The organism is Streptomyces scopuliridis, assembly GCF_042790125.1.
Taxonomy (GTDB): Bacteria; Actinomycetota; Actinomycetes; order Streptomycetales; family Streptomycetaceae; genus Streptomyces; species Streptomyces scopuliridis_A.
This window is the reverse complement of record NZ_JBHTZS010000014.1, coordinates 168,938-181,780: the sequence shown is the minus strand read 5'-3', so window position 1 is coordinate 181,780 and position 12,843 is coordinate 168,938. Positions and strand designations below refer to the sequence as shown.

Below are 12,843 nucleotides of genomic sequence, written 5' to 3'. Positions count from 1 at the left end.
AGTCAGGATGCGGGCGTCCGCGCGCCACAAATCACGCTTCAGTGTCCGGACACGCACCTCCGCAGGCCCCGGCCCCCGGCACCCACGCGCACCCGCACCGAACCACCGGCCCGGGCCAAAGACGACCCCGCCCCACCGGTACTGTCGGCGGATGAGCTCGCTTAATCTCGATGACTTCTCCGATCTGATCGAGCGCCCCGACAGCGGTACGCGGCGGGACGCCGAGGAGCGGCGGGAGCGGCTGGTCGTGCCGAGTGGGGCGCTGGGGCGCCTGGATGAGCTCGGTGAGTGGCTCTCCGCCGCACAGGGGTCCGTACCGGTCAAGGCCGTCCGGCAGCCCCGCGTCGTGCTGTTCGCCGGGGATCACGGCGTCGCCGCGCTCGACGTGTCCGGGCGGCCCGCCGGCAGCGCGCAACTGCTGGTGCGCGCGGTGCTGGAGGGCGAGAGCCCCGTCGCCGTGCTGGCCCGGCTCGCGGAGGTGCCGGTGCGGATCGTGGACGCCGGGCTCGACTGCGATCCCGCGCTGCTGCCCGACGAGGTCGTACGGCACCGGGTGCGGCGGGGCAGCGGGCGGATCGACATCGAGGACGCGCTGACCGTCGAGGAGGCCGAGCGGGCCGTACGGCTCGGGATGGCGATCGCGGACGAGGAGGCGGACTCCGGCACGGATCTCATCGTGCTGGGCGATCTGAGCGTCGGCGGCACGACGCCCGCCGCCACGTTGATCGCCGCGCTCTGCGGTACGGACGCGTCCGTGGTGACCGGGCGCGGTGGCGCCGGGATCGATGACCTGGCGTGGATGCGCAAGTGCGCGGCGGTGCGGGACGCGCTGCGCCGGGCGCGCCCGGTGCTCGGGGATCAGCTGGAGCTGCTGGCGGCGGTGGGCGGCGCGGATCTGGCCGCGATGACCGGGTTCCTGTTGCAGAGCGCGGTGCGGCGGATGCCGGTGATCCTGGACGGTGTGGTCTCGGCGGCCTGCGCGCTGGTCGGGCAGCGGGCGGCGTTCCGCGCTCCCGACTGGTGGCTGGCGGGCCAGTTGAGCGGGGAGCCCGCGCAGGCGAAGGCGCTGGACAGGATGGCGCTCAACCCGCTGCTGGATCAGGGCGTCACTGTAGGGGAGGGATCCGGGGCGCTGCTCGCGCTCCCGCTCGTCCGGGCCGCTGCCGCACTCGCGGCGGAGCTGCCGGAGCGGGCCGGGACGGAGCCGGCGGAGGACGCCGCGGAGTACGTCAGCGAGTGAGGCATCGGTGCGGTCGCTACCACGGGCGGCCGTATCAGTCTGCATGAAGCACGATGCCCCATATGATCGTGTTTTATGGGAGAAGTCCGCATGGCTGTCTGTCCATTGGGCCGGGCGACCGGGTCGAGCCGGGCCACCGAACGTTCGCGCCGCGGCGCGGCGTTCGCGGTCTGGTATCTGCGCGCCGTCACGTTCGTGAACTTCCTGAGCGCCGTGTGGGTCTCGCTCGGCCAGGATCTGCGGCGGCACAACGTCGACAATTACTTCACCCCGTATCTGCTCACCGCGGGCTTCGCGTCCGGTGTCTTCACGCTCTTCCTGGCGATCACCATGCGCCGCCGCAAGCGGGCCGCCTGGATTCTCAATCTCGTGCTCGCCGGGTCCTTCCTGCTGCTGTTCTCGTTCGTGATGGTCTTTCCGGAGATCAGGCGGTATCCGCAGAACTGGGTCTCGCTGGGGCTGACCGGTGCCTTCGTCGGCGCGCTGCTGCTGGGGCGGCGGGAGTTCTACGCGAAGGGCGACCGCTCCAACCCGAAGCTGGCAGCGGCCGTGGCGGTCGGCGGGCTGCTGGCCGCCTCGCTGCTGGCCGCGCTGCTCGTCACCGTCACCAACACCGCCGGGGGGACCTCGACCTTCAGTGAGCGCTGGCGGTACGGCACGGCGCGGCTCGTCTCGCTGATGGCCGACTCCCGATTCCCGGGGATCGCGACGCCCGGCTGGGTCAATGTCACCATCAACGTGCTGTCCACGCTGCTGCTGCTCGCCGTGCTGTACGCGGCGTTCCGCTCGCGTCGCGCCGTCGACCCGATCACCGAGGACGACGAGGCGGGGCTGCGGGTGCTCCTGGACAAGTACGGGGAGCGCGATTCGCTCGGCTACTTCGCGCTGCGCCGTGAGAAGAGCGTGATGTGGTCCCCGACCCGCAAGGCCGCCATCACCTACCGCGTGGTGGGCGGGGTGTCGCTGGCCTCCGGCGATCCGATCGGTGATCCGGAGGCATGGCCCGGGGCGATCGAGCCCTGGCTGGCCGAGGCGCGGGAACACGGCTGGCTGCCGGCCGTGATGGGCGCGAGCGAGGAGGCCGGCACGATCTACGCCCGGCATGGCCTGGACGCGCTGGAACTGGGTGACGAGGCGCTGGTCGAGACCGTCGACTTCACCCTGGAGGGGCGGGCCATGCGGACCGTGCGCCAGGCGTACAACCGGGTCGCGCGGGCCGGCTACCGGGTCACGGTCAGACGCCACGAGGACATCCCCGCCGACGAGATGGCCGAACTGCTGCGCCGCGCCGACGACTGGCGCGACGGCGCGACCGAGCGCGGCTTCTCGATGGCGCTCGGCCGGCTGGGCGACCCGGGCGACGGGCGGTGCGTGATGCTCGAATGCCATGACGGGAACGGCGAGCTGCGGGCGGTGCTGAGCTTTGTGCCCTGGGGGCCCAAGGGGCTCTCGCTCGATCTGATGCGCCGTGACCGGGACAGCGAGAACGGACTGATGGAGTTCATGGTCATCGAACTCCTCCGGCGCGCGGGCGAGATCGGGATCACGCAGGTCTCGCTGAACTTCGCGATGTTCCGGTCGGTCTTCGAGCGGGGCGCGAAGCTGGGCGCGGGGCCCGTGCTCCGGCTGTGGCGCTCGCTGCTCAGCTTCTTCTCGCGCTGGTGGCAGATCGAGTCGCTGTACCGCGCCAACGCCAAGTACCGGCCCATCTGGGAGCCGCGCTTCATGCTCTTCGAGAAGAGCGCCGATCTGCCGCGTATCGGAATCGCGGCGGGCCGCGCCGAGGGCTTCCTGGAGGCGCCGGGGCTGCCGGGGTGGCTGCACCGCAGAAGGCTGGGGACTCGCCGCTGACCGTCGGAGGCTAGTCTCACGCGATGACCCGCATCGACGCCGCACGCGCCCCGATAGCCGACGGCATCCGGTTCGCCTTCGGCACCCTCACCGTGCTCCCGGTCCGGCTGACGCGCTGGGACCGCGGCGCCGCCCGTACCGGAATGCTGAGCGCGCCGGCCGCCGGGCTGGTCGTGGGGGCGACCGCGGCGGGCGCCGGCGCGCTGCTGCTGCTCGCGGGCGCGCCCCCGCTGCTCGCGGCGGTGGCGGCGGTGGCCGTACCCGCCGTCCTCACCCGCGCTCTCCATCTCGACGGTCTCGCGGACACCGCGGACGGCCTCGGCAGCGGCAAGCCCGCCGAGGACGCGCTGCGGATCATGAAGCGGTCGGACATCGGCCCGTTCGGGGTGGTCACGCTGGTGCTGGTGCTGCTGGGGCAGGTCGCGGCGGTGGCCGGACTGTACGAGGGCAGCGCGGCGCGCGGCGCGGTGGCGGTGGTCGTCGCCGGGGTGACGGCGCGGCTCGCGCTCACCCTGGCCTGCCGTACGGGGGTGCCGCCGGCCCGGCCCGACGGTCTGGGCGCGGCGGTGGCGGGAGTGGTGCCGGTACGGTCCGCCGCGGTCGCCGCGCTGCTCGTGATGGCGGTGTGCGCGGCGGCGGGCGCGCTGTTCGGTCCCTACGGCGCCGTACGGCACACGCTGGCGGCCGTGGCCGGGCTGGCCGCGGCCCAACTCCTGCTGCGGCACTGCGTACGGCGCTTCGGCGGAGTCACCGGCGATGTCTTCGGCGCCCTCGCGGAGACGGCCGCGACCGTGGCGCTGGTCGCGCTGACGCTGGGCTTGTGACACCCGCGGTCCCGGCCGCGTTCCGGCGCGCCGCAAAGGTGGGAAAGCCGCCCACAGCCGAAGGAACCGCCGCCCGCGTGAGCGACGCACATCACTGAGCGTAGGCTCGTTCCCGCCGCGCCCAGGGCCTGTCGCCCGCTTACGATGCGGCGGGCACGGTCGGTCGGCCCACCCCTCGACCGCCAATGAACCTAACGGAAGCGAGATTTCACCACCGTGACTGCTCTCACTCTCAGCACTGCCGGGGCGGCGACGCTGCGCGCCGACGCGATTGTCGTCGGCGTCGCGAAGGGCGCCAAGGGGCCGGTCGTGGCGCCGGGCGCCGAGGCCGTGGACAAGGCGTTCGACGGAAAGCTCGCCTCCGTCCTGGAGACCCTCGGCGCCTCGGGTGCCGAGGGTGAGGTGACCAAGCTGCCCGTGCTGTCGGGCCTGAAGGCGCCGGTCGTCCTCGCGGTCGGGCTCGGTCCCGTCCCCAAGAAGGACGCGACGTACGGCACCGAGCCGCTGCGCCGCGCCGCCGGGGTCGCCGCGCGCGCTCTGTCCGGCGTGAAGAAGGCCGCGTTCGCGCTGCCCGTCGAGGCGTCCGAGGACGTCGAGGCCATCGCCGAGGGCGCCCTGCTCGGCGCGTACGCCTTCACCGCGTACCAGGGCGGCGAGAAGAACGCGAAGAAGGGCGACCGCCCGAAGCAGCCGCTCGGTGAGGTCGCGCTGCTGGGCGCCAAGCCGCGCGACAAGGCGCACAAGGCCGCCGCCGAGCGCGCGATCGCGCTGACCGAAGAGGTCAACCGCGCCCGCGATCTGGTGAACACCCCGCCGAACGACCTCACCCCCGAGTCCTTCGCCGCCGTGGCCACCGCCGCCGGCAAGGAGAACGGCATCAAGGTGCAGGTCCTCGACGAGAAGGCGCTCGCCAAGGGCGGCTACGGCGGCATCCTCGGCGTCGGCCAGGGCTCGGCCAACCCGCCGCGGCTGGTGAAGCTCGCCTACACGCACCCCGACGCGGAGAAGACCCTCGCCCTCGTCGGCAAGGGCATCACGTACGACTCGGGCGGCATCTCGCTGAAGCCGGCCGGTCACAACGAGACCATGAAGTGCGACATGAGCGGCGCCGCCGCGGTGTTCGCCGCCGTCGTCTCGGCCGCCCGGCTCGGTCTCGCCGTCAACGTCACCGGCTGGCTCGCCCTCGCGGAGAACATGCCGTCCGGCACCGCCACCCGCCCGGGTGACGTGCTGCGCATGTACAGCGGCAAGACCGTCGAGGTCCTCAACACCGACGCCGAGGGCCGGCTCGTGCTGGCCGACGCGCTGACCCGGGCCTCCGAGGAGAACCCGGACGCGATCGTCGACGTGGCGACCCTGACCGGCGCGATGGTGCTGGCGCTGGGCAACCGGACGTTCGGGATCATGGCGAACGACGAGGCGTTCCGTACCTCGATCCACGAGATCGCGGAGGAGGCGGGCGAGGCGTCCTGGCCGATGCCGCTCCCCGCGGACCTGCGCAAGGGCATGGACTCCCCCACCGCCGACATCGCGAACATGGGCGAGCGGATGGGCGGCGGCCTGGTCGCCGGGCTCTTCCTGAAGGAGTTCGTCGGCGAGGGCATCACCTGGGCCCACCTGGACATCGCGGGCCCGGCGTTCCACGAGGGCGCGCCGTACGGCTACACGCCCAAGGGCGGTACGGGCGCCTCGATCCGTACGCTCGTGAAGCTGGCGGAGCGCACCGCCGCGGGCGACCTGGGCTGAGTCACGGTCCGCGCGCGGCAGGCCGGCGGACCGGGGCTCCGGAGGTGGGCGGGGGCGGCGGAACTATGTCGCCCGTCTCACCTCCGGGGCCCCGCGTCCCGTCTTGCTTCGACAAGTGCGAAGATGGGTTCTCGGCAGGACAGGGCCCCCACCACAGGGCCGACGACATAGCGGCCGAAGACCAGCCGCCGCCCGGTCACCGGACCGCGCCCGGCGCACATGCATGGAGGACGTGACGTGGCGAACGACGCCAGCACCGTTTTCGACCTAGTGATCCTCGGCGGCGGTAGCGGCGGTTACGCCGCGGCGCTGCGCGGAGCGCAGCTGGGCCTGGACGTCGCACTGATCGAGAAGAACAAGCTGGGCGGCACCTGCCTGCACAACGGCTGCATCCCCACGAAGGCTCTGCTGCACGCCGGCGAGATCGCCGACCAGGCCCGCGAGAGCGCGCAGTTCGGTATCAGGACCACCTTCGACGGTGTCGACATCGAGGGTGTGCACAAGTACAAGGACGAGGTCATCTCGGGCCTGTACAAGGGCCTCCAGGGTCTGGTCGCCTCCCGCAAGGTGACCTACATCGAGGGCGCGGGCCGGCTCTCCTCCCCCACCTCCGTCGATGTGAACGGGCAGCGCGTCCAGGGCCGTCATGTCCTCCTCGCGACCGGTTCCGTACCGAAGTCGCTGCCGGGTCTGGTGATCGACGGCGACCGCATCATCTCCTCGGACCACGCGCTGACGCTGAACCGGGTCCCGCAGTCCGCGATCATCCTGGGCGGCGGCGTCATCGGCGTCGAGTTCGCCTCCGCGTGGAAGTCCTTCGGCACGGACGTCACGGTCGTCGAGGGCCTCAAGCACCTCGTCCCGGTCGAGGACGAGAACAGCTCCAAGCTGCTGGAGCGCGCCTTCCGCAAGCGCGGCATCAAGTTCAACCTCGGTACGTTCTTCGAGAAGGCCGAGTACACCCCGGACGGTGTCCGGGTGACGCTGGCCGACGGCAAGACCTTCGAGGCGGAGATACTGCTCGTCGCGATCGGCCGCGGTCCGGTCTCCGAGGGGCTCGGGTACGAGGAGCAGGGCGTCGCGACCGACCGCGGCTATGTCCTCGTCGACGAGTACATGCGCACGAACGTGGAGACCATCTCGGCGGTCGGTGACCTCGTCCCGACCCTCCAGCTGGCGCATGTCGGCTTCGCCGAGGGCATCCTCGTGGCCGAGCGGCTGGCCGGTCTGAAGACCGTTCCGATCGACTACGACGGCGTGCCGCGGGTGACGTACTGCCACCCCGAGGTCGCCTCCGTCGGTATCACCGAGGCCAAGGCCAAGGAGATCTACGGCGCGGACAAGGTCGTCGCTCTCAAGTACAACCTCGCGGGCAACGGAAAGAGCAAGATCCTCAAGACCGCGGGCGAGATCAAGCTCGTCCAGGTCAAGGACGGCGCCGTGGTCGGCGTCCACATGGTCGGTGACCGTATGGGCGAGCAGGTCGGCGAAGCTCAGCTGATCTACAACTGGGAGGCCCTGCCGGCCGAGGTCGCGCAGCTCATCCACGCGCACCCGACCCAGAACGAGGCTCTCGGCGAGGCCCACCTGGCCCTGGCCGGCAAGCCCCTCCACTCCCACGACTGATGCCCCAGTCCGGGCGCGACGACCACTACCGCACTTCCCCTCGCTCGGCGCTCCGCGCAAGCTGGGGAGACCCCACCGTTAGGAGCAACTGAAACCATGGCGGTTTCCGTAACCCTGCCGGCGCTCGGCGAGAGCGTCACCGAGGGCACTGTCACCCGCTGGCTGAAGGCCGAGGGCGAGCGCGTCGAGGCCGACGAGCCGCTGCTGGAGGTCTCCACCGACAAGGTCGACACCGAGATCCCGGCCCCGGCCGGCGGTGTGCTGGCCTCCATCAAGGTGGCCGAGGACGAGACCGTGGAGGTCGGCTCCGAGCTGGCCATCATCGACGACGGCACGGGCGGCCTCGCGGCGGCCCAGCCGGTGGAGACGGTCTCCGCTCCGCCCGTCGCCGAGCCCGCCCCGGCCCCGGTGGCCGAGGCTCCCGCGGTCCCCGCTCCGGCTCCGGCCGCCGAGCCCGCGCCCGCCGCCGCCCCGGCCGGTGGCGCCTCCGGCACCGACGTCACACTGCCCGCGCTGGGCGAGTCGGTCACCGAGGGCACCGTCACCCGCTGGCTGAAGGAGGTCGGCGAGGAGGTCGCGGAGGACGAGCCGCTGCTGGAGGTCTCCACCGACAAGGTCGACACCGAGATCCCCGCCCCGGTCGCCGGTGTGCTGCTGGAGATCGTGGTCGGCGAGGACGAGACCGCCGAGGTCGGCGCCAAGCTCGCCGTGATCGGTGCTCCGGGGGCCGCCCCGGCCGCCGCTCCGGCTCCGGCCGCCCCGGCGCCCGCACCGGTCCAGGAGGCTCCGGCCCCCGCCCCGGCACCCGTCGCCGCTCCGGCTCCGGCTCCGGCCGCTGCCCCGGCTCCGGCGCCCGTGCCGGCCCAGGCCGCGCCCGCCGCTCCGGCTCCGGCCGCTCCGGCCCCCGTGGCCCCGGCCCCGGTCACCCCGGCGCCCGCCGCGACCACCGGTGACGACGGCGCGTATGTCACCCCGCTGGTGCGCAAGCTCGCCGCCGAGAACGGTGTCGACCTGGCCGCGGTCAAGGGCACCGGCGTCGGTGGCCGTATCCGCAAGCAGGACGTCGTCGCCGCCGCGGAGGCCGCCAAGGCCGCCGCGCTGGCTGCCGCCCAGGCCCCGGCCGCCGCTCCCGCCGCCGCGTCGAAGGCGCCCACGCTGGAGGCGTCCCCGCTGCGCGGCCAGACCGTCAAGATGCCGCGCATGCGCAAGGTCATCGGCGACAACCTGTGGAAGGCGCTGCACACGCAGGCCCAGCTGACCTCCGTGGTCGAGGTGGACATCACCAAGCTGATGCGGCTGCGGGCCCAGGCCAAGGACGCCTTCGCCGCCCGTGAGGGCGTCAAGCTCTCCCCGATGCCGTTCTTCGTCAAGGCGGCGGCCCAGGCGCTGAAGGCCCACCCGGTCATCAACGCCCGGATCAACGAGGACGAGGGCACGATCACGTACTTCGACTCGGAGAACATCGGCATCGCCGTGGACTCCGAGAAGGGTCTGATGACCCCGGTCATCAAGGGTGCGGGCGATCTGAACATCGCCGGTATCTCCAAGAAGACCGCGGAGCTGGCGGCGGCGGTCCGGGCGAGCAAGATCACCCCGGACGACCTGGCCGGCGCGACCTTCACCGTCAGCAACACCGGTTCGCGCGGTGCGCTCTTCGACACGATCATCGTGCCGCCGAACCAGGTCGCCATCCTGGGTATCGGTGCCACCGTCCGGCGTCCCGTGGTCATCAACCACCCGGACCTCGGCGAGACGATCGCGGTGCGCGACATGACGTACGTCGCGCTCTCCTACGACCACCGGCTGGTGGACGGCGCCGACGCCGCCCGCTACCTGACGGCGGTCAAGGCGATTCTGGAAGCCGGCGAGTTCGAGGTCGAGCTGGGCCTGTAGGCCCGAGGCACCACCACACACACGTACGGCAAAGGCGCCCCCGCCCGGAACTTCTCCGGGCGGGGGCGCCGCCGTATGGTGCACGCCGCCGTATCGTTCATCCATCGACCGCTGCCCCCAGGAGCGCTTCATGACCCCGCCCGTCATCCACTCGCTGCGCGAACAGATCCGCGAGCACATCGTGGAGGGGATCGTCAGCGGCCGCTGGAAGCCGGGCGAGCGGATCGTGGAGCGGCGCATCGCGACGGAGCTGCGGGTCAGCCAGACACCCGTGCGTGAGGCGCTGCGCGAGCTGGAGAGTCTGCGGCTGATCGAGTCGGCGCCCAACAAGGGCGTACGAGTACGGAATCTGACCGCGGCCGATCTGGAGGAGAGTTATCCGGTACGGGCGGGGCTTGAGCAGATCGCCGCGGAGCTGGCCGCCGAGCGGCTCGCGCGGGACTGCTCGGCGCTGGAGCCGCATGTCGTGGCGCTGTACGAGGCGGACCGAAGAGCCGACGGGACCGCGCAGGTGCGGCACACCGTGGCCTTCCACCGGGAGCTGGTGCGCGCGGCCGGTAACAGTGTGTTGCTGCACACCTGGGAGGGGCTGGGCATCGAGGTCTTCACCGCCCTGTCGATCCGCTGGCTGGGAACGGTGCAGAAGTCGTACGCCGAGGAGCACGAGGAGCTGGTCGATGCCTTCCGCAGAAGGGATCCGGGCATCGGCACACTGGTGAAGGACCATGTGCTCGGATGTGCACCGCGCGCCTGATACGTCCCTTCTGTCGTGACTTACTCTCCGTCACTCGGTGCCCCCTTCTGTGGCACGGAATGCCAATTCCTCCAGATCGAGAAGTTTTGCCTTTCAACCCTTTGATCGATCATCGATCAGCGACTTACAGTCTTAGACGGACTGCACCCAGTCCCGCGCCCTGTCCTGCCAGACAAGGCTTTCTCCACCCCCCTCCTGTCCGGAAGGCGGCGACCATGCCCGACCCCGTAGGCAAACTTCCGAGCGAGCTCGACCAGCTCCCGGACCGTGATGCCGAGGAGACCGCCGAGTGGGCGGCCTCGCTCGATGCCGTGACCGAGCACGCCGGCCCGCACCGCGCCGCGTATCTGATGCGGCGCACCCTCCAGCACGCGGGAACGGCCGGGGTCCCGGTGCCCGCCCTGCTGGAGACCGATTATGTGAACACCATCCCCACCGCCTCCGAGCCCGCCTTCGACGGCGACGAGGCGATGGAGTCCCGGATCACCGCCTGGAACCGCTGGAACGCGGCGGCCATGGTCACCCGCGGCGCCCGCTTCGGCGTCGGCGGCCATATCGCCACCTTCGCGTCGGCGGCCTGGCTCTACGAGACCGGCTTCAACCACTTCTTCCGCGGGAAGGAGGGCGACGGCTCCGGCGACCAGCTCTACATCCAGGGCCACGCCTCCCCCGGCATATACGCCCGCGCCTTCCTCGACGGCCGGCTGACCGAGCAGCACCTGGACAACTTCCGCCAGGAGTCGGGCGGCCAGGGCCTGCCCTCGTACCCGCATCCGCGCCGGCTGCCCTGGCTCTGGGAATTCCCCACCGTCTCGATGGGCCTCGGCCCGCTCTCCGCGATCTACCAGGCGCGTTTCAACCGCTATCTGACCAACCGCGGTATCAAGGACACCTCCGCCTCGCACGTCTGGGCGTTCCTCGGCGACGGCGAGATGGACGAGCCCGAGTCGACGGCGGCCCTGGCGCTCGCGTCCCGTGAGCAGCTGGACAATCTGACCTTCGTCATCAACTGCAACCTCCAGCGGCTCGACGGTCCCGTCCGCGCCAACTTCAAGATCGTGCAGGAGCTGGAGGCCCAGTTCCGCGGCGCCGGCTGGAATGTCATCAAGTCGCTGTGGGGCTCGGCCTGGGACGAGCTGTTCGCCCTGGACACCACGGGCGCGCTGGTACGCCGGCTGCGCCAGGTGCCGGACGCGCAGTTCCAGACGTACGCGACCCGCGATGTGGCGTACATCCGCGAGCACTTCTTCGGTGTCGACCCGGCCCTCATCGCGCTCGCGAAGCTGCTGCCCGACGCGAAGATCGCCGAGTGTTTCTACACCTCGCGCGGCGGCCACGAGGCCCGGAAGGTGTACGCGGCCTACCGCGCGGCCCTGGCGCACAAGGGCGCCCCGACCGTGATCCTGGCGCAGACCGTGAAGGGCTACACGCTCGGCGCCGGCTTCGAGTCGCGCAACGCCAACCACCAGATGAAGAAGCTCTCGGGCGACCAGTTCCGCGCCATGCGCGACCTGCTCGACCTGCCCATCCCGGACGCGAAGCTGGACGACAGCCTCGTACCGTACGGCCACCCCGGCGCCGACTCCCCCGAGGTGCGCTACCTCCAGGAGCGCCGCGCGGAGCTGGGCGGCCCCGCCCCGGCCCGCCGGGTGCACGCCGTGGCCCTTCCCGAGCCGTCCGACAAGCCGTTCCAGGCGGTCCAGAAGGGCTCGGGCAAGCAGTCGGTGGCGACCACCATGGCGTTCGTCCGGCTGATGAAGGACCTGATGCGGGACAAGGAGACCGGCAAGCGCTGGGTCCCGATCGTCCCGGACGAGGCCCGCACCTTCGGTATGGAGGCGCTGTTCCCGTCGGCCGGTATCTACTCGCCGCTGGGCCAGACGTACGACCCGGTCGACCGCGACCAGATCATGTACTACAAGGAAGCCAAGGACGGCCAGATCCTCAACGAGGGGATCACCGAGGCCGGTTCGATGGCGGACTTCATCGCCGCGGCGACGTCGTACGCGACGCACGGCGAGACGATGATCCCCTTCTACATCTTCTACTCGATGTTCGGCTGGCAGCGCACGGGCGACCAGATGTGGCAGCTCGCCGACCAGCTGGGCAAGGGCTTCATCGTCGGTGCCACCGCGGGCCGTACGACCCTGACCGGCGAGGGCCTCCAGCACGCCGACGGCCACTCGCATCTGATCGCGTCCACCAACCCGGCCGCGCTCAACTACGACCCGGCCTTCGCGTACGAGATCGCCGTGATCGTCAAGGAGGGCCTGCGGCGGATGTACGGCCCCGAGGCCGAGGACGTCTTCTACTACCTGACGGTCTACAACGAGCCGATGCCGCAGCCCGCGATGCCGGAAGGCGTCGAGGAGGGCATCCTCAAGGGCCTGTACCGCTTCAAGGAGGGCACCCCGGCCGGGGCCGACGCCCCCCGTACCCAGCTGCTGGCGTCCGGCACGGCGATCCACTGGGCCCTGGAGGCGCAGGAACTGCTCGCCGCCGACTGGGGCGTCACCGCCGACGTCTGGTCCGCCACGTCCTGGGGCGAGCTGCGCCGGGACGCGATGGAGGCCGACGAGGCGCTGCTGCGCGGCGAGGAGCGGGTGCCGTACGTGACGCGCGCGCTGTCCGGCGCGCCGGGTCCTGTCCTCGCGGTCAGCGACTGGATGCGTCAGGTCCCCGACCAGATCAGCCAGTGGGTCGAGCAGGACTACACCTCGCTCGGTACGGACGGCTTCGGGCTCTCCGACACCCGCGAGGCGGCCCGCCGTCACTTCGGTGTGGACGCCCGGTCGATCGTGGTCGCGGCGCTGGCGCAGCTCGCCCGCCGTGGCGAGGTCAAGCCGGAGCGGGTCGTGGAGGCCCGCGAGCGCTACGGTCTCTGAGCCGGTAGCACCCCGGGAGCCCCT

General features: G+C 71.5%; 8 protein-coding genes. All 8 read left to right on the top strand.

Translation table 11 applies throughout. The annotated features are described in order from the left end of the window. Positions 1 to 151: 151 nt before the first annotated feature. The 8 genes from cobT (at position 152) to aceE (ending at position 12,819) form a co-directional block, all read left to right on the top strand. Positions 152 to 1,240 (top strand): nicotinate-nucleotide--dimethylbenzimidazole phosphoribosyltransferase, encoded by a 1,089-nt coding sequence (cobT, locus tag ACFRKB_RS22645; protein ID WP_383108098.1) that lies wholly within the window; start codon positions 152 to 154, stop codon positions 1,238 to 1,240. A gap of 75 nt (positions 1,241 to 1,315) precedes the next feature. Next, entirely contained in the window at positions 1,316 to 3,091 is a 1,776-nt protein-coding gene (locus tag ACFRKB_RS22640) for a phosphatidylglycerol lysyltransferase domain-containing protein (RefSeq protein WP_383108096.1), read from the top strand. Positions 3,092 to 3,114: 23 nt separating this feature from the next. After that, positions 3,115 to 3,915 (top strand): adenosylcobinamide-GDP ribazoletransferase, encoded by an 801-nt coding sequence (locus ACFRKB_RS22635; protein ID WP_383108094.1) that lies wholly within the window; start codon positions 3,115 to 3,117, stop codon positions 3,913 to 3,915. Between the two features lie 216 nt (positions 3,916 to 4,131). Beyond that, complete coding sequence (locus ACFRKB_RS22630) at positions 4,132 to 5,661, top strand: leucyl aminopeptidase (protein ID WP_383108092.1); 1,530 nt, start codon at positions 4,132 to 4,134, stop codon at positions 5,659 to 5,661. A gap of 237 nt (positions 5,662 to 5,898) precedes the next feature. Then, entirely contained in the window at positions 5,899 to 7,287 is a 1,389-nt protein-coding gene (gene lpdA, locus ACFRKB_RS22625; RefSeq protein WP_383108090.1) for a dihydrolipoyl dehydrogenase, read from the top strand. A gap of 96 nt (positions 7,288 to 7,383) precedes the next feature. Then, positions 7,384 to 9,180, top strand: coding sequence for a 2-oxoglutarate dehydrogenase, E2 component, dihydrolipoamide succinyltransferase (gene sucB / locus ACFRKB_RS22620; RefSeq protein WP_383108088.1), 1,797 nt, complete (start codon positions 7,384 to 7,386; stop codon positions 9,178 to 9,180). Positions 9,181 to 9,310: 130 nt separating this feature from the next. Further along, the gene (locus tag ACFRKB_RS22615; RefSeq protein ID WP_383108086.1) at positions 9,311 to 9,934 is read left to right on the top strand and encodes a GntR family transcriptional regulator; all 624 of its coding nucleotides are present in this window, start codon (positions 9,311 to 9,313) and stop codon (positions 9,932 to 9,934) included. A gap of 215 nt (positions 9,935 to 10,149) precedes the next feature. Continuing rightward, complete coding sequence (gene aceE, locus ACFRKB_RS22610; protein WP_383108084.1) at positions 10,150 to 12,819, top strand: pyruvate dehydrogenase (acetyl-transferring), homodimeric type; 2,670 nt, start codon at positions 10,150 to 10,152, stop codon at positions 12,817 to 12,819. Positions 12,820 to 12,843: the final 24 nt, after the last annotated feature.

What these genes read in the sequence shown, in the direction of transcription:
- cobT (WP_383108098.1), top strand. Translation starts at nt 152, where the DNA reads ATGAGCTCGCTTAATCTCGATGACTTCTCCGATCTGATCGAGCGCCCC.
- ACFRKB_RS22640 (WP_383108096.1), top strand. Translation starts at nt 1,316, where the DNA reads ATGGGAGAAGTCCGCATGGCTGTCTGTCCATTGGGCCGGGCGACCGGG.
- ACFRKB_RS22635 (WP_383108094.1), top strand. Translation starts at nt 3,115, where the DNA reads ATGACCCGCATCGACGCCGCACGCGCCCCGATAGCCGACGGCATCCGG.
- sucB (WP_383108088.1), top strand. Translation starts at nt 7,384, where the DNA reads ATGGCGGTTTCCGTAACCCTGCCGGCGCTCGGCGAGAGCGTCACCGAG.
- ACFRKB_RS22615 (WP_383108086.1), top strand. Translation starts at nt 9,311, where the DNA reads ATGACCCCGCCCGTCATCCACTCGCTGCGCGAACAGATCCGCGAGCAC.
- aceE (WP_383108084.1), top strand. Translation starts at nt 10,150, where the DNA reads ATGCCCGACCCCGTAGGCAAACTTCCGAGCGAGCTCGACCAGCTCCCG.